Origin of the sequence: Acidovorax sp. 59 (assembly GCF_002754175.1) — a bacterium.
Taxonomy (GTDB): domain Bacteria; phylum Pseudomonadota; class Gammaproteobacteria; order Burkholderiales; family Burkholderiaceae_C; genus Acidovorax; species Acidovorax delafieldii.
The window spans coordinates 4,017,272-4,034,372 of record NZ_PEET01000001.1 but is presented as its reverse complement, the minus strand read 5'-3'; the positions used below and the strand labels follow the sequence as shown (position 1 = coordinate 4,034,372).

The following is a 17,101-nucleotide window of genomic DNA, read 5'->3' as shown; positions in this document are numbered from 1 at the left end:
ACAGCGCCGTCCAGCTACCGCGTCGCGTCAGGCGCCTTTGTGGCGCCCGTGCGCCAGGTGCCTGCGCCTGCCACCAGCACCGTGGGCGGCTTGCCCACCTCGCGCCTGAACAAGCGCATGGCCGAGCTGGGCCTGTGCTCGCGCCGCGAGGCCGACGACTGGGTGGAGCAGGGCTGGGTCAAGGTCAACGGCGTGGTGGCGACCATGGGCCAGCAGGTCACGGCGGCCGATCGCATCGAGGTGGACAAGATTGCCCAGGGTTTCCAGGAGCAGCGCGTCACCATCCTGCTGAACAAGCCCATTGGCTATGTGAGCGGCCAGGCCGAGGACGGTCACACGCCCGCCGTGGCGCTGATCAACCCCCGCACCCACTGGCGCGATGACCCCAGCCGCAACCGCTTCTCCCCGCCGCAGCTGCGGGGCCTGGCACCTTGCGGGCGGCTCGATATCGACTCTGTGGGCCTCTTGGTGCTGACCCAGGACGGCCGCGTGGCCCGGCAGATCATTGGCGAGGACTCCGAGATGGAAAAGGAGTACCTGGTGCGCGTGGTCTACCAGGCCCCCGGTCAGGCGGTGCCACGCCACCCCGGCGAGCGCTCCGCGCCGCTGCAGGAAATCGACGAGCGTGACCCGGTCAGCACCAATGTGCAGGCGGTGTTTCCCCGAGAGTTGCTGGAACGCCTGCGCCATGGCCTGAGCCTCGACGGCGAACCGCTCAAGCCCGCCAAGGTCGATTGGCAAAACCCCGAGCAGCTGCGTTTTGTGCTCACCGAGGGCAAAAAACGCCAGATCCGCCGCATGTGCGAACTGGTGGGGCTCAAGGTGGTGGGTCTCAAGCGCATCCGCATCGGCCGCGTGACCTTGGGCAACCTGCCTGTGGGGCAGTGGCGTTATCTTTCGCCCAACGAGCGGTTCTGAGAGCCCCGGGCTCCCTGACACTTTTCAAACGGAGCCCTTTCATGCCCCCACCGTCCACACCCCGGCCGCGCAAGCCTGCTGCTTCTGTCCCTCCGGTCGACGGCGCCACTGCAGCGAACGCCAACCCGCTGCGTCAGTTGCGGGCGTCCGACCTGCGCGGTGTCGCGCGCCTGGCCGCGCAGGCCACCACCGGCATCAGCCGGGTGGCCGAGGGGGTGCACCAGTCGGTGCTGGGCACGCTGGGGCTGCCGGGCGGTGACCAGCCGGGTCGTACGCGGGGGCTGACCGGGTTGGTGTACCAAAGCATCCGGGGGGTAACGCAGCTGGTGGATGCGGGCCTGCAGGCCGGGCTGGCGCGGCTGGAGCCGTTTTTTGCTCCGGCCACGCCATCCGACGCAGTGCATTGGGAGCGCGAGGCGGTCATCGCCGCGCTCAATGGCGTGATGGGCGACCGCCTGCAACGCGACGGCAACCCGCTGTGCACGCAGATGGGCTGGTACCAGCACGGTCTGCCCCTGGACTTGCGCGCGCTGGCTGCACCGGGCGCCGCCACGGGCAAGCTCCTGGTGCTGGTGCATGGCCTGTGCATGAACGACCTGCAGTGGCTGCGCCATGGCCACGACCATGGCGCCCATCTGGCCGAGGTCCTGGGCTATACCCCTGTCTACCTGCGCTACAACACCGGCCAGCACACATCCACCAACGGTGCCGAGTTATCGGCCCTGCTTGCATCCCTGGTGGCTTCGTGGCCCGTGCCGGTGACGGAGTTGTCCATCCTGGCCCACAGCATGGGTGGGCTGGTGGCGCGCAGCGCCTGTCACCATGCCGCACAGGCCCCGGCGGGCTCCGGCGGCTGGTTGCCCCGGCTGCGCCACCTGGTTTTTCTGGGCACCCCGCACCACGGCGCGCCCCTGGAGCGCGCGGGCCACTGGGTGGATGTGCTGCTGGGCAGCACCGCGTACTCACGCCCCTTTGCCCGCCTGGCCCAGTTGCGCAGTGCGGGCATCACCGACCTGCGCTACGGCCATGTGCTCGATACGGACTGGCAGGGGCGCGATCGCTTTCGCAAAAGCCCCGACCAGCGCACCCCGGTGCCGCTGCCTTCCGCCGTGGCGTGCCACGCGGTGGCGGCCACCCTGGCTGCGCGGCGCAGCCCGGTGGGCGAGCGGCTGGTGGGGGACGGGTTGGTGCCCTTGCACAGTGCGCTGGGCATCCACGATGATCCCGAGAGGACGCTGGGCTTTGCCAAGCCCCGGCAGGCGGTGTTCTACCGCCTGGGCCACCTGGACCTGCTGGCAGATGCGGGCGTGGCCCGGCAGCTTCAGGAATGGATGCAGGCATGAGTACCTGGGCGGCCTGCTTTTTGACGCAGGCGGCGCTTGCCAGGGGCCGGGGCGCGGCTACCATGTCGCGGTGCGCTACGTAACAAGGAGAATTTAGTGAGTGATGCGAAATACCGCCTGGTGACCCGCAGTGACTTTGACGGCCTGGTCTGCGCGGTGCTGCTCAATGAGCTGAACCTGATCGACGAGATCACTTTTGTCCACCCCAAGGACATGCAGGACGGCAAGGTGCCTATCACCAGCCGCGATATCACCACCAACCTGCCCTACGTGCCGGGTGCGCACCTGGTGTTCGACCACCACGAGTCCGAAACCATCCGCAACTCGGGTCGCCGCGACGAGAACCACATCATCGAGGCCCACGCCCCCTCGGCCGCGCGCGTGGTCTACAACCACTATGGCGGCAAGGCCGCGTTCCCGCGCATCACCGACGAGATGATGGCCGCCGTGGACCAGGCCGACTCGGCGCAGTATTCACGCGACGACATCCTCAACCCCCAGGGCTGGGTGTTGCTGAACTACCTCATGGACTCGCGCACGGGCCTGGGGCGTTTTCGGGAGTTCCGCATCAGCAACTATGCGCTGATGATGGACCTGATCCAGTATTGCCGCGACCACACCATCGACGAGATCCTGGCGCTGCCCGATGTGCAAGAGCGCGTCAATCTGTACCGCGAGCACGCCCCCAAGGCCCAGGCCCAGCTGCAAAGCTGTGCCATTCGCATCGGCAATCTGGTGGTGCTGGACCTGCGCGACGAGGAAACCATCTGGGCGACCAACCGGTTCATGATCTATGCGTTGTTTCCACAGTGCAACATCTCCATCCACGTGATGTGGGGCCTGCAGAAGCAGAACACGGTGTTTGCCACCGGCAAGTCCATTCTGGACCGCAGCAGCAAGACCCACGTGGGTAACCTGATGCTGGAGTTTGGCGGCGGCGGCCACGCGGCGGCGGGCACCTGCCAGGTGGCCAACGACAAGGCCGACACCATGCTCAAGACGCTGATCGAGCGCATCACCACCGACGGCTGAGCACAGAGGCCCGGCCGGGCGGTCAACGATCGCCATGCCTGGCCCTTGAAAAACGGGCGCACACCCCTACATCACGCCTGCTGGTTCGGCAGGCGTGATTTTTTGTGCCGATCCCATTCGTATTCGTTCAGACCGATTTCCATAGAGAGAACCCCTCCATGAGCAAGCAAACCCTGTCGTTCCAAGCCGAAGTGGCCCAGCTGCTGCACCTGGTCACCCATTCGCTGTATTCCAACCAGGAAATCTTCCTGCGCGAGCTGATCTCCAACGCGTCGGACGCCTGCGACAAGCTGCGTTTTGAGGCGCTGGACAAGCCCGCCCTGTACGAAGACGCGCCCAACCTTGAAGTACGCGTGACCTTCGACAAGGCCGCCAAGACGCTGACCATCACCGACAACGGCATTGGTATGAGCCAGCAGGAGGCCATCGACCACCTGGGCACCATTGCCAAGAGCGGCACCAAGGACTTCATGGGCAAGCTCAGCGGCGACCAGAAGGCGGACGCCCAGCTCATCGGCCAGTTCGGCGTGGGTTTCTATTCCGGCTTCATCGTGGCCGACAAGATCACGGTGGAATCGCGCCGTGCGGGCCTCAAGGCCGACGAAGGCGTGCGCTGGATCAGCGGTGGCACGGGCGACTTTGAGGTGGAAACCATCACCCGCGCCCAGCGCGGCACCAGCATCATCCTGCACCTGCGCGACGACGCCGAGGAATACCTCAACGCCTGGAAGCTCAAGCAGGTCATCGCCAAATACTCCGACCATATCAGCCTGCCCATCCTGATGGAAAAGGAAGAGTGGAAAGACGGCGAGCTGATCAACCCCAACGACGAAAACGGTGGCCGCCAGCCCGGCGGCATGTTCAAGACAGGCGAGTGGGAAACCATCAACAAGGCCAGCGCCCTGTGGACGCGTCCCAAGAAGGACATCACCGACGAGCAGTACGCCGAGTTCTACAAGACCATCAGCCACGATCACGAAGCCCCACTGACCTGGGCGCACAACCGCGTGGAAGGCAACACCGAGTACACGCAGCTGCTGTACATCCCCGCCAAGGCGCCGTTCGATTTGTGGAACCGCGACAAGAAGGCTGGCGTGAAGCTGTATGTGAAGCGTGTGTTCATCATGGACGACGCCGAAGCGCTGATGCCCACCTACCTGCGCTTCGTCAAGGGTGTGATCGACTCGGCCGACCTGCCGCTGAACGTGAGCCGCGAGCTGCTGCAGGAAAGCCGTGACGTGCGCTCTATCCGCGAAGGCTCCACCAAGCGCGTGCTCTCGATGCTGGAAGACCTGGCCAAGCACGACAAGCACGACACCGCAGCGGGCGCGGACGGCGTGACCGACGTGGTGGATGCCGACGACAAAGCCAAGGAAGGCAAGTACACCGCGTTCTACGCCGAGTTTGGCGCCGTGCTGAAAGAAGGCCTGGGCGAAGATTTTGGCAACCGCGAGCGCCTGGCCAAGCTGCTGCGTTTTGCATCCACCACCAGCGACGCCGTGACGGTCGGTTTTGCCGATTACAAGGCCCGCATGAAGGAAGGCCAGGAGGCGATTTACTACATCACTGCCGACACCCTGGCTGCTGCCAAGAACAGTCCACAGCTCGAAGTCTTCAAGAAAAAGGGCATTGAGGTCCTGCTGATGACCGACCGCGTGGACGAGTGGGCACTGAACTACCTGCACGAGTTTGACGGCACCCCGCTGCAAAGCGTGGCCAAGGGTGCCGTGGACCTGGGCAAGCTGCAGGACGAGGCCGAGAAGAAAGCCGCCGAAGAAGCTGCCGAAGCCTTCAAGCCTGTGCTGGCCAAGCTGAAAGAAGCGCTCAAGGACAAGGCCGAAGACGTGCGCGTGACCACGCGCCTGGTCGACTCGCCCGCCTGCCTGGTGGTGCAGGACGACGGCATGAGCACCCAGCTGGCGCGCATGCTCAAGCAGGCCGGCCAGCAGGCCCCCGAGACCAAACCTGTGCTGGAGGTGAATGCCGAGCACGCGCTGGTCAAGAAGCTCGACGGCAGCGTGCACTTCCATGACCTGGCGCACATCCTGTTCGACCAGGCCCTGCTGGCCGAAGGCGGCTTGCCAGAAGACCCTGCGGCCTATGTGAAGCGTGTGAACGCCTTGCTGGTCTGATCCTGGACGTTTTGCAGGTAAAACGGCAGCAGGCGCTAGTTCCATATGCGCAGGCTGCTATCAAATTTAAATCCCCGTGGTGCCAGGCGTCACAGGGTTTTTTTCTTGCCGACGGACGGTGGCAGCCGCTGCGGCTGGACTTTTTGCCCCTGGTGGCGAGGGTGCGTATGGCTCGTCAGTCCTGGGACTCGGCCAGTTCCAGGATGCGTGCATGCGCCTGGTTGCGCTCCGCCGGGTCGGCGTCGATCAGCATCTTGAGTGCACCGTCGGGCAGCAGCAGGCCTTTGCGGCGATCGGCCTTGACCGGCATGTTGCGCCAGCCCGATAGCACCAGCCAGTCCCACAACTCAGTGGACACAGGGTGGGTGACCAGCATCTTCAGCGTTCCCCGCACGATGAACACCCCCACAACAGGCAGCGAGCCCACAGGCGCTGGCCGACGCGGTTGGCGGATCGATAGGGCGTTGCGGATCCAGTCTTTCATGGGGGGCACTGCGTACGGGGTGGGATGCCTGGCAGCATAGCCCAGCGTCGCCCGCAATGCCATCAGCTTGTTGCCAGTTGCGGCTGGAGGTCGCTGCGCTCTGGCAATGGCTCGGTAGCGGGTGCTGTAGTTCCACTTTTCTGCGGTAGCGACACCGCATCCAGCCGGTACCCCACCCCATACACCGCCGTGATCGTGTAGCCGTTGGCCTCCTTCAACTGCAGCTTGCTGCGCAGACGCGACATGTGGGTGTCCAGGGAGCGCGAAGGGGTGTCGGTGGCGTCGCTCCATACCGCTTCGCGCAGGTGTGAGCGGGACAGCAGGCGGCCCGCGTTGCGGAACAGGAACAGCGCGAGTTCGTATTCGCGGTGTTTGAGCCCGATGGCTTGGCCGTGGATGTGCAGGGTGCGTTGTTCCGCGTCAAAGCGGTACACGCCAAACTCCAGCCGGGCGCCCATGGACTGGGGAAAGGCGCGGCGCAGCAGGGCGGTGGCGCGGGCCACCAGTTCCCCCATGCGCAGGGGCTTGCTCATAAAGTCGTCGGCACCCCGCGACAGGGCCTCGACCACGTCGCGTTCATCGCTGCGGCGGGTGATGAACAGGATGGGCGGCTGCATGCCGTGGGTGTTGCGCACGGTCTGTACCACGTCGGTGCCCTCCATGTCGGGCAGGTGCCAGTCCACGATCAGCAGGTCGAAGGTGTCGTTGCGCAGCGCCTGCAGCAGGCTGGTGCCGTCGGCAAAGGTGTGGCACACGTGCTGGTGGCATTCCAGGGTGCCCTTGATCTGCTCCAGCAGGAGCGGGTCGTCGTCAAGGACTGCGATGCGCATGGGGATGGGCTCTGGGGGTTGGCACCCCGTTGGAATCAACAAAACACCCCCAATTGGGGAGCGCTTTGATGTTGCCCCACATCTGCCCGCCGTGCGCGCGGGTTGACAATCGTTTGCAATGGCCGAGCCTGCGCTGGTGGGGCCTGTCCCCGCCCGATCCGCCTTGTCAGGCCACCAGCGGTTCTTCCTCCATCGCCTCGATCTGCTCGATCAGCATGTCCACCTGCCCGCGCCAGTAGTCGCTGGTGCCAAACCAGGGAAAGTTCACCGGGAAGATCGGGTCTTGCCAGCGGCGCGCGAGCCAGGCGCTGTAGTGGATCAGGCGCAAGGTGCGCAGCGGCTCGATGAGTGCCAGCTCGCGGCGGTCGAAGCTGCGGAACTGCTCGTAGCCGTCGATCAGGGCGCCGAGCTGGTGGGTGCGCTGGCGCCGGTCTCCCGACAGCAGCATCCACAGATCCTGCACGGCCGGACCCATGCGCGCGTCGTCCAGGTCCACAAAGTGCGGACCGCCGCGGCCCCATTCATCCAGCGGGGTCCAGAGGATGTTGCCGGGGTGGCAGTCGCCGTGCAGGCGGATCATGGTGGCATTGTTCAAGCCAAATTGGCCTGTAGCGCCAGTGGAATATGCGCTGGCAGCTATCAAATCAAGAGCTTTGTCGCACTGGGCCTTCCAGGCGGCTTGCATGTCGAGCGGGATGATCTCGTTCATCAGCAGCCAGTCGCGCGATGCCGTGCCGAAGGTGGCCAGGTCCAGCGTGGGCCGGTGTGCAAAGGGCTGGGCGGCGCCCACGGTGTGGATGCGGGCCAGAAAGCGGCCGATCCATTCCAGCACTTCAAAGTCGTCCAGCTCGGGCTGGCGCCCGCCGCGCCAGGGGCTGACGGAGAACGCAAAGCCATCGTGCTGGTGCAGGGTGGCGCCGTTCAGCACCAGCGGGCCCACGGCGGGCACTTCGGCCGCCATCAGCTCAGCGGCAAAGGCGTGTTCTTCGAGGATCTGCGCTTCGCTCCAGCGGCCCGGGCGGTAGAACTTGGCCACCACGCGCTCGCCGTCTTCCAGAGTGACCTGGTACACCCGGTTTTCGTACGACGACAGGGCCATGAGGCGGCCATCGCCGTACAGGCCCACGCCAGCCAGTGCGTCCAGCACCTGGTCGGGGGTGAGGCGGGCGTAGGGGTGCTGGTCGTTGGCGGGGTTGGTAGCGGTATCGGGGGGCAATGGGGTCATGCCCCATTGTCGCCGCCATGCCCTTGACCGCCGGGTTGCGTGCTTTAAGCGGGCAGCATCGTCGCGATATGCCCCGCACGCGGGTCACCGCTGCCCGCCAGCACGCTGGCAAACAGGGTTTGCGTGGCCTGGGGGCCCGCATGGCGCTGCACCACCAGCCAGGGCTGTGGCCCTGCCGACACGGCGGCGCTGAACTGGTTCCAGGCCGCCACCAGGCGGTCGTTCAGGCCCTGGGCGCCCCAGTCGGTGTGGCGCTTCTTGACCTGGGCGGGCGCAAAGAACATCACCGGGCGCGGGCCGGGCAGCTGGCCTGCGCCGCCCAGGTCCTGCACGTGGCTGGCGCCCACCGAGCAGCTGTAGGCCAGGCCCGTGAAGTGGGCGTGGATGCGCTGGCGCAGGCCCACGCTGCCCGCAAAGTCGATGTAGACGCTGGGTGTGGCGCCGTCAATCTGGTCCAGTGCGTCGTAGGTGACCACGCGGCTGTAGCAGCCCAGGCTTTCGCAAAAAGCCACATTGCCGGGCGAGGTGAGGCCAATGACCTCGATGCCGTCGCGCTGTGCAAGCTGGAAGGCGGTGCCGTAGGCCGTTTTGCTCGACGCGCTGGACAGCAGCATGCGCTTGGCGCCAAAGAACTGCTGGTCGGCCAGAAAGTCGTCGATGAGCCACGAGGTGATGAACAGCGGCCGCAGCAGCGCCTGCACGTCCTCGTTGTCGGCGCGGTACAGCCCGTCGGTGCTGGTGCGCAGGTAGTGGTTGTAGACCGCATGCAGGCCCGCGCGGTGCGGGGCGCCGTCGCTGAAGCCCGTGGGGTTGACACGCTGGGGCGACAGCACGGCCTGGCTGGCCATGGGCCAGTAGCCATACAGCCGCTCGCCCACCGCCACGGCCGGGTGCAGCGACTGCACCACGGTGCCAAAGCCCCACACGGGCACGATGCCCCAGCCGGCCTCGCCGGTGGGGAAGAACTGCCAGTAGTTCAGCATGTCGCCCAGCGCGGCATAGGTGATGTTGTTGGCCGTGAGGGCAAAGGACTCGACCCGCACGCGGACCTGGCCCTCGGCCAGCGGGGTGTCGTCGGTGGTCAACAGGCGGGTGGTGGCCAGCTGGTCCTGGCGCACGAGAAGGGTGGTGGTGCTCATGCTGCGACGCTAAACCAAAGCGGGCGTGCGCTCAAGCGGCGCGCGCCGCCTGGGCGACAGGTGCGCGGCGTGGCGGTGCGCCGGAGTGCCGGAATGCTGACTGGCTCAGTCCGCCGTGGGCTGGGCCAGTTGCTCGAAAGGCAGCGCCTGCTTGACCAGGATGACCGTGCAGGGCGCATCGCGCGCCACGCGCATGGGCACCGTGGCAAAAAAGCGCTGGGTTTGCAGCCCGTGGGTGGCGGCGCCCAGGATCATCATGCTCACGTGGTTGCTGGCCGAATAGCGCACCAGCGCCTGGGCCACGTCGCCCGCTTCGAGCACGTGGTAGCTCACGGCATGGCCGGTCAGGTCCAGCCCTTGGGCCCACTGGCGCAGGCGCGCCATGTGCTGGCGGTGCAACGTGGTTTCGCTGCGCTCGCTGTCGCTGGTGCTGCTGGCGCCGGGCGACACCACCGTCACGCAGGCCAGCCGTGCGCCGGGGCGGATGCCCAGGGAGCGCGCCACCGCCTGGCGCAGCGAATACAGGGTGGCGTCCGTCACGTCGATATGGGGCACGGCCACCATGAGGATGGGCGTGTCCTCGATCTGCTGCGAGGGCAGGGGGCTGGGGGTGTAGTGCATGCCCGCTGCGCGCAGCCAGCGGCGCAGGTGGGTGCGCAGCGGCGTGCGCTCGGTGCGCTCGCCGCGTTCGGTGATGAGTACCTGCTCGGGGTTGGACAGGTCAAACGCCAGGTGCGCGGCCGAGGGGTAACGGCTTGCGGCCTCGGGCTCCAGGCAGCGCAGGATGACCTCCTGCAGCCAGGGCGGGATGTCGGCGCGGTGCTTGCGCGGCGGCGCGGGCGTCATCCACAGGCGCTGGCGCATGCCGCCGCTGGTGGTGGGTGCGCCAAAGGGCAGCTCGCCCGTGGCCAGCTCGTACAGCATCACGCCGATGGCAAAGATATCGCTGCGCGGGTCGCCCCTCACGCCCACCACCTGCTCCGGTGCGATCCAGGCGGGCGAGCCCACGGCCTGGCGCATTTCCTCGGCCAGCAGGTCAGGGTAGTGGGCGTGGCACGAGAGGCCAAAGTCCAGCAGCACGGCCGTGCCATCGTCTTTGATGAGCACGTTGGCGGGTTTGAGGTCCAGGTGGCACACGTTCTGCTGGTGCAGGCTGTGCGCGGCGCGCGCCGTGGCCGCGCCCAGGCGGGCTATGGTGGCGATGTCGCAGCGCCCTGGCGCATCCAGCCAGTGCTGCAGCGTCTGGCCGGGGATGTATTCCATGACCAGGTAGGGCAGCCGCACCAGGTCGCCCGCCGCCACAAAACGCGGCACATGCGGGCCGCTGAGCACGGGCAGGATCTGCAGCTCGACCTCGAAGCTCACGATGTTCTCGGCCCCGTCGCCCGCCGTCATGCGCGGGATCTTCATCGCCATGGCAAAGCCGGGGCTGCGGTCGGCCTGCGCGTATTCCACGGCGTAGATGTGGGCCATGCCGCCCGCGTGGATGCAGTCCACCACGCGGAAGCCGTCGATCTCGGTGCCGGGCTCAAGCAATTTCATGTCGGTTCTTCCATTTGCTGCCTGCCGACCACGCCTCAAGAAACTGGCATACCCTCAGCGAGAGACGCCGCGTAGCCGCTCAGGGGGTGTCGCATCCCTACTGGCCTTTTTCGAGGCGGTCGGCGTAGAAGCCTGGCAGGCCCGCCGCGCGGATGGCGGCGGCGGCGGCCAGGTGGTCGTAGGGCACGCGGTAGAACGTGATCTGCTTGGCGGTGTCGTCGAACAGCGCGTACATGGCGCGTGCATCGCCGTCGCGCGGCTGGCCCACCGAGCCCACAATGCCCAGCCACTGGCGGTGTGTCGGCACGGGCACGGGCACGCCGGGCTCGGGCGCAAAGCGCATCAGCTTGGCGGTGGGCGTGAGGAAGTACAGCACCTGCTCGTGCACATGGCCGCTGAACACGTAGCGGATGGCGGGGTCGATGCCCTGCGCTGCGGTCATGCTGCGCTCGGCGGCGTTGGAGTCCTCCACATACCGCCACTGCGCGGGCATGTCGGCACTGGCGTGCACCAGCAAGGCGCTGCTGCCCAGCCGCGCCGTGAGCGGCAGCGACTGCAAAAAGGCGATGTGGCTGTTGCCGAGCTGGTCGTGCGTCCACTGCGCTCCCAGCTCGCTGCGGTTGCGTGGGTTGGCAGGCGGGGCCAGGGCCATGGCGTCATGGTTGCCCAGCACACACAGGGCACCTTGCTGGGCCAGGTCGCGCACCTGCTCCACCACGGCCACGGGCTCGCCGCCGTACCCCACCAGGTCGCCCAGCAGCGCAAATTGTTCGGCGCCCTGTGCGCGGGCGTGTTGCAGGCAGGCGTCCAGGGCCTGGCGGTTGGCATGGATGTCGGACAGCAGGGCGATTTTCATGGGGTTGTCTCCAACCCCATCATCGCGGGTGTCGCTGAACGCCAGCTTGCAGGTGGCAGTACCTGCGTGGATTCAAAGCAAAAATAGCTGCCAGCGCTTGTTGATCAAGCGCTGGCAGCGATGGTTTTGGTAGCTCAGAGGCTGCGCTGTGCGGCGGCTTTTTTGTCCAGTGCCAGCACCAGGCCCAGCGCAATGATCGCGGGCAGCGCCTGGCTGAAGAAGATCTTGGGCGCTGCGGTGGCGGCGCCAAACACCCCGGCCACGATCACGCAGGCCAGGAAGAAGATCTTGAACACCCGGGTGCCGGTGAACAGCCCCCAGAACAGGCCTGCCGCCAGAAAACCGTTGTACAGCCCCTGGTTGGCCGCCAGCGTGGTGGTGGCGTCGGCCAGCTCCTGGGTCAGGTTGAAGGTCTTCATGCCCAGGGGCTTGTTCCAGAAGAACATTTCGAGCACGAGGATGTACACATGCTCGATGGCCACCAGGGCCACCGCGATGCGGGGGATCAGCAGGCGGCCCATGGTGCAGAACGTGTTGGCGGCCTCGCAGCGACCGCGTTGGAGCGCAATCGGGATGAGTGGATGCGTCGGGTGCGCCGCATGGGCTTATGCCCATGCAAGCAGCCGGGGCGTTCAATCGCCCGATTTCGCTTCAACCCTTCGGGCAGTGGTCTTTGCGGGTGGTCTGCGGCGTTGCGGCACTTGCCAATAGCCGAGCTATTGGCTGCGCACCGCGCCTTGCATCCCCTCCCGCAAAGACCGCTGCGCGGCCACTGAGAGGTCGTCAACACGTTCTCAGACGATCGTGATGGTCACGTCGATGTTGCCGCGCGTGGCGTTGGAGTAGGGGCAGACCTGGTGGGCTGCGTCTACCAGCTTCTGGGCCGTGGCCTTGTCCAGGCCGGGCAGGCTGATGGCCAGGCGGGCAGCGATGCCGTAGGCGTTCGGGATGGGGCCCAGGTCCACTTCGGCGTCGATGGACACATCCTGGGGCACGGGGATGCCGATCTTGCCACCCACAGCCTTCATCGCGCCGATGAAACACGCTGCGTAGCCGGAGGCAAACAGCTGCTCGGGGTTGGTGCCGGTGCCGGACGTACCAGGCGAGGACAGCTTGACGTCCAGGCGGCCGTCATCGGTCTTGGCGGCGCCATCGCGGCCACCGGTCACGTGCGACTTGGCGGTGTACAGGACTTTTTCGAGTGTGGTCATGGTGTCTTCCTTGCGGTTGTTGCCCACTGGCGGGCGGTGGAGGGAATCGGTTCTTGCGTTGTCTGCAGGCCGTCAGCGTTGCTCGCTGAGCCGGTCTCGCAGCTGCTTGAGTTCGGTGGTCAAGGTGGTCAGCTCGGCAATCGAGCACTGGCTGCTTTGCAGCACGCACGGTGGAATGGCTTCGGCCTGGTTGCGCAGCGCGCGGCCTTGTGACGTGAGGGTGATGCGCACGCGGCGCTCGTCCTGCACATCGCGCAACCGGGCAATGTGGCCCTGCGCCTCCAGGCGCTTGAGCAACGGCGTGAGCGTGCCGGAGTCGAGGAACAGGCGCTCGCCCAGCTCGGAGACGGTCACGCCATCCTGTTCCCACAACACCAGCATCACGAGGTACTGGGGGTAGGTCAGGCCGATCTGGTCGAGCAGCGGTTTGTACAGCTTGGTCATCGCCAGCGAGGCGGAATACAGCGCAAAGCAGACCTGGTTGTCCAGCCGCAGGATGGCGGGGCTGGGAGTGTGGGGTGTGCTGTGGCTGGGCATGGGGTGAATTGTGAGCGTGAATTCAATTGTGTACAATTGAATTGTGAAAAACTTTGTTAATGGATGGGATTGTGCCGGTGGGGGAGCGGCGTCGCGCCATCGGTGCTATTCGCGCGCTCCGCTGGCGCATGCGGGGGGCGCCGCATCCAAGTCGCCCTCAGGAGGTGCTATCAATAGTGAAGCTGGTAGCGCATGATTTATCTGCGCTAGCGGTCAATTGGGCTTGAAATATGGCGCGTGGTGGCTCTGCCGGCGATGCACCACAATGCCCTCATCGCCCGCTGAACTGCGCGGGCCGGCGCTCGACAAAAGCGCGCACGCCTTCGGCCGCATCCTCGCTGTTGGCCAGTTCCTTCTGCACCGGGATGAAGTCCGCCACCGCAGCCGCCTGGCCTTGCTCGATGGCCTTGAGCATATTCAGGCGAGTTGCGACCACCGCACGCGGCGCCTGTGCGGCAATGCGCTGGGCGATCGCCAATGCCTCGTCCAGCTCCTGGCCAGCCGGCACCACTTTCTGCACAAAGTTCAGGCGGTACGCCTCAGCGCTGCCAAACTCGTCGGCCGTCAGCAGGTGCAGCAGCGCATTGCCCGTGCCCGCGCGCTCGGCCATGCGCAGCGTGGCGCCGCCTGTGGCCATGATGCCGCGCTGCACCTCCATCTGCGAGAAGCGGCAGTTGTCGGCCGCCACCACGATGTCGGCGCCCAGCATCAGCTCGATGCCTACGGTGAAGCAGATGCCCTTGACCGCCACCACCATGGGCTTGGTGCGGCGCCGGTAGCCGGGCAGGCCGTAGTCATGGGGCTCCACCAGGCCTTCGGGGATGGCTTTTTCGCCGCGCTGCATGTAGGCGCTCACAGCGGGCAGGTCCAGTCCGGCCGTGAAGTGGTCGCCCATGGCATGCAGCACACCGACGCGCAGGTCGGGGTCATCATCCAGTCGGGTGTAGGCCTCCGCCAGTTGGCGGAACATGGGCGGTGTCCAGCCGTTGCGCTTGGCAGGGCGGTTGATGCCGATCAGCAGCACGTGGCCGAGCACCAGGGTGTCAATGCAGCCCTCGGGCGGGGGCGTGGTGCTGGATGGGGTGATGGTGTTGACTTCTGACATGGCCGGGTCTCCTTTTCGTTTCCACGATTGAAAACCCGGTGCGCGGACTGCGCCGTCCCCAGGGGGACAACGCAGCGCGTTCAACGGTTAGTAGGTGTAAACACCCTGGCCCGTCTTGCGGCCCAGGCGGCCTGCGGCCACCATTTCCTTGAGCAGCGGGCAGGGGCGGTACTTGCTGTCGCCAAACTCGGTCAGGTACACGTCCATCACGGCCAGGCACACATCCAGGCCGATCATGTCCGCCAGTGCCAGCGGGCCGATGGGCTGGTTGCAGCCCAGCTTCATGCCCGCGTCGATGTCCTCGGGCGTGGCCAGGCCCTCGGCCAGCACGAAGAAGGCCTCGTTGATCATGGGCACCAGGATGCGGTTGACCACAAAACCGGGCGCGTTCTTCACGGTGATGGGGCTCTTGCCCAGGGCCTCGGCCAGGGCCTTCACAGCGTCGTGCGTGGCATCGCTGGTCTGCAGGCCACGAATGATCTCCACCAGCGCCATCATGGGCACGGGGTTGAAGAAGTGCATGCCGATGAAGCGGTCGGCGCGGCTGGTGGCGGCGGCCAGCTTGGTGATGGAGATGGACGAGGTGTTGGATGCGATCAGCACCTCGGGGCCCACCAGTGCGTCCACTTGCTTCAGGATCTTGAGCTTGAGTTCGTAGTTTTCGGTGGCGGCCTCGATCACAAGCTGCGCGGCCTTCAGGTCGTCGTAGCTGGTGGAGGTCTTGATGCGGCCCAGCGCGGCGGCCTTGTCGGCCTCGGTGATTTTTTCCTTCTTGATCAGGCGGTCCAGGCTGCCGGCCACGGTGGCCAGGCCTTTTTGCACTGCAGCATCGGAGATATCAACCATCACCACGTTGATGCCCGACACCGCACAGGCCTGTGCAATGCCGTTGCCCATGGTGCCTGCGCCGATGATGCCTACGGTCTGAATCGTCATATAGAGAGCCCTCTTCAAAGTGAAACGGATGGCCGGAATGGTAAGGGGAATCGCACGACCGTTCGGTTATCGTGCGTCAAACCTGAACCAACAAGCCGCTGCGCAGCATGGCGGAGGAGACACAACAACATGTTTGACTACATCGTGATCGGTGGCGGCTCGGCGGGCTCCGTGCTGGCCGGCCGTTTGACTGAGAACCCCGCCGTCCGCGTGTGCCTGCTGGAGGCAGGGCCTGCCGACAAGAGCGTGCTCATCCACTGCCCGGCTGGGCTGGCCGTGATGGCCAAGTTCGAACTGAACGGCTGGGGCTTCAACACCACGCCGCAGGCCGCGCTGAATAACCGGCGCGGCTACCAGCCACGCGGCAAGGTGCTGGGGGGCTCCAGCTCCATCAACGCCATGGTCTACATCCGGGGCCAGCACGCCGACTACGACCACTGGGCCGCGCAGGGCAACCCAGGCTGGGGCTGGGAGGATGTGAAGCCTTACTTCGTGCGTGCCGAAAACAACGAGCGCGGTGCCAACGATTGGCACGGCCGGGGCGGCCCCTTCAACGTGGCAGACCTGCGTGCACCCAACCGGTTCAGCCAATATTTCACCGACGCAGGTGTACAGGCCGGGCACCCGCACAACACCGACTTCAACGGCGCCACGCAGGAAGGTGTGGGCCTGTACCAGGTCACGCACAAGAACGGCGAGCGGCACAGCGCAGCCAAGGGCTACCTCACGCCGCACCTGGCGCGGCCCAACCTGCAGGCCATCACCGGTGCGCATGCCACGCGCATCCTGTTCGAGGGCACACGCGCCGTGGGTGTCGAATACCGCCAGGGCGGCGCCTTGAAGCAGGTGCGGGCGGGACGCGAAGTGCTGCTGAGTGCGGGCGCGCTGCTGTCGCCGCAGTTGCTGATGCTGTCGGGCGTGGGGCCTGCCGCGCATTTGCAGCAACACGGCATCCCGGTGCTGCACGACCTGCCGGGCGTGGGCCAGCATCTGCACGACCACCCCGACGTGGTGCAGGTGCTGGACGCACCCGAGCTCAAGGACCTGTTCGGCCTGTCACTGTCGGGCATGGCGCAGACGCTGCGCGGCATAGCCGAATGGCGCAAGCACCGCACGGGCATGTTGACCACGAACTTTGCCGAGGCGGGGGGCTTCATCAAGAGCGACCCGTCCGAGCCCGCGCCCGATCTGCAGCTGCACTTTGTGATTGGCAAGCTGGTGGACCACGGACGCAAGACCGTGTTCGGCCATGGTTACTCGGCCCATGTGTGCCTGCTGCAGCCCAAGAGCCGGGGCTCTGTCACGCTGGCCAGCCGCGACCCCATGGCCTTGCCCTTGGTGGACCCGAACTTCCTGGCCGATCCCGATGACATGGCGCGCATGGTGCGTGGCTTCAAGCGCACGCGCGAGATCCTGATGCAACCGGCGCTCGCGAAGTTCGGCGCCAAGGAGCTGACGGCCTCGGCCAGTGCGCGCAGCGATGCCGAGATCGAGCAGTTCATCCGCCAGTACGCCGACACCATCTACCACCCCGTGGGCACCTGTCGCATGGGGCCTGGGCCGCTGGATGTGGTGGATGCCGAACTGCGGGTGCATGGCCTCGCGGGCCTGCGTGTGGTGGACGCGTCCATCATGCCGCGCATCGTGAGCGGCAACACCAATGCGCCCACGGTGATGATTGCTGAAAAAGCGGTGGACCTGCTGCGCGCCACGCCGTGAACGATTTCACGTTTGGCGCCCGGAACGCGATTTTTAAGGTTTTCAAAGGGTCTGTTTAAGGAGTTTTTAACAGGCAAAAGCGCGGCGAATTT

At 66.0% G+C, this 17,101-nt stretch carries 16 protein-coding genes; 5 read left to right on the top strand and 11 right to left on the bottom strand.

Annotated elements, in window-relative coordinates; genetic code table 11:
* The first annotated feature begins 57 nt into the window (after nt 1-57).
* From CLU87_RS18365 to htpG, 4 genes are all read left to right on the top strand, one after another.
* Nucleotides 58-918, top strand: a complete 861-nt coding sequence (locus tag CLU87_RS18365) for a pseudouridine synthase (protein ID WP_233194301.1) — start codon at nt 58-60, stop codon at nt 916-918.
* Nucleotides 919-959: 41 nt separating this feature from the next.
* Nucleotides 960-2,261 carry a triacylglycerol lipase gene (locus CLU87_RS18360; protein ID WP_233193816.1) on the top strand — a complete coding sequence of 434 codons (1,302 nt, stop codon included), beginning with the start codon at nt 960-962 and terminating at the stop codon, nt 2,259-2,261.
* Between the two features lie 96 nt (nt 2,262-2,357).
* Nucleotides 2,358-3,293 (top strand): exopolyphosphatase, encoded by a 936-nt coding sequence (locus CLU87_RS18355; RefSeq protein WP_099731391.1) that lies wholly within the window; start codon nt 2,358-2,360, stop codon nt 3,291-3,293.
* A 158-nt stretch (nt 3,294-3,451) separates the two neighbouring features.
* Entirely contained in the window at nt 3,452-5,425 is a 1,974-nt protein-coding gene (htpG, locus tag CLU87_RS18350; protein WP_099731390.1) for a molecular chaperone HtpG, read from the top strand.
* 175 nt (nt 5,426-5,600) lie between these two features.
* Here htpG and CLU87_RS18345 read toward each other — a convergent pair whose 3' ends face one another.
* The 11 genes from CLU87_RS18345 to CLU87_RS18290 all read right to left on the bottom strand — a co-directional run bounded on the left by CLU87_RS18345 (nt 5,601) and on the right by CLU87_RS18290 (nt 15,290).
* A complete protein-coding gene (locus CLU87_RS18345; protein WP_099732236.1) occupies nt 5,601-5,909 on the bottom strand; it encodes a hypothetical protein in 309 nt (102 codons plus the stop codon).
* Nucleotides 5,910-5,971: 62 nt separating this feature from the next.
* The gene (locus tag CLU87_RS18340) at nt 5,972-6,739 is read right to left on the bottom strand and encodes a response regulator transcription factor (RefSeq protein ID WP_099731389.1); all 768 of its coding nucleotides are present in this window, start codon (nt 6,737-6,739) and stop codon (nt 5,972-5,974) included.
* Nucleotides 6,740-6,905: 166 nt separating this feature from the next.
* Nucleotides 6,906-7,964: a serine/threonine protein kinase gene (locus tag CLU87_RS18335; RefSeq protein WP_099731388.1), complete on the bottom strand. Its 1,059-nt coding sequence runs from the start codon at nt 7,962-7,964 to the stop codon at nt 6,906-6,908.
* 44 nt (nt 7,965-8,008) lie between these two features.
* Complete coding sequence (locus tag CLU87_RS18330) at nt 8,009-9,103, bottom strand: DUF2855 family protein (RefSeq protein ID WP_099731387.1); 1,095 nt, start codon at nt 9,101-9,103, stop codon at nt 8,009-8,011.
* A gap of 105 nt (nt 9,104-9,208) precedes the next feature.
* Nucleotides 9,209-10,645, bottom strand: a complete 1,437-nt coding sequence (locus tag CLU87_RS18325; protein WP_099731386.1) for a bifunctional serine/threonine-protein kinase/universal stress protein — start codon at nt 10,643-10,645, stop codon at nt 9,209-9,211.
* A 97-nt stretch (nt 10,646-10,742) separates the two neighbouring features.
* Complete coding sequence (locus CLU87_RS18320; protein ID WP_056059678.1) at nt 10,743-11,501, bottom strand: metallophosphoesterase; 759 nt, start codon at nt 11,499-11,501, stop codon at nt 10,743-10,745.
* A gap of 134 nt (nt 11,502-11,635) precedes the next feature.
* Complete coding sequence (locus tag CLU87_RS18315; RefSeq protein WP_099731385.1) at nt 11,636-12,022, bottom strand: DUF1304 domain-containing protein; 387 nt, start codon at nt 12,020-12,022, stop codon at nt 11,636-11,638.
* Between the two features lie 273 nt (nt 12,023-12,295).
* Complete coding sequence (locus CLU87_RS18305; protein ID WP_056060042.1) at nt 12,296-12,712, bottom strand: organic hydroperoxide resistance protein; 417 nt, start codon at nt 12,710-12,712, stop codon at nt 12,296-12,298.
* Between the two features lie 72 nt (nt 12,713-12,784).
* The gene (locus CLU87_RS18300) at nt 12,785-13,249 is read right to left on the bottom strand and encodes a MarR family winged helix-turn-helix transcriptional regulator (RefSeq protein ID WP_099731384.1); all 465 of its coding nucleotides are present in this window, start codon (nt 13,247-13,249) and stop codon (nt 12,785-12,787) included.
* A 271-nt stretch (nt 13,250-13,520) separates the two neighbouring features.
* A complete protein-coding gene (locus tag CLU87_RS18295) occupies nt 13,521-14,354 on the bottom strand; it encodes a crotonase/enoyl-CoA hydratase family protein (RefSeq protein WP_199170846.1) in 834 nt (277 codons plus the stop codon).
* Nucleotides 14,355-14,441: 87 nt separating this feature from the next.
* Nucleotides 14,442-15,290 carry a 3-hydroxybutyryl-CoA dehydrogenase gene (locus CLU87_RS18290; protein ID WP_055396310.1) on the bottom strand — a complete coding sequence of 283 codons (849 nt, stop codon included), beginning with the start codon at nt 15,288-15,290 and terminating at the stop codon, nt 14,442-14,444.
* 129 nt (nt 15,291-15,419) lie between these two features.
* Between CLU87_RS18290 and CLU87_RS18285 the strand changes: the two genes are divergently transcribed.
* Nucleotides 15,420-17,009 (top strand): GMC family oxidoreductase, encoded by a 1,590-nt coding sequence (locus CLU87_RS18285; RefSeq protein ID WP_099731383.1) that lies wholly within the window; start codon nt 15,420-15,422, stop codon nt 17,007-17,009.
* The last annotated feature ends 92 nt before the right edge of the window (nt 17,010-17,101 follow it).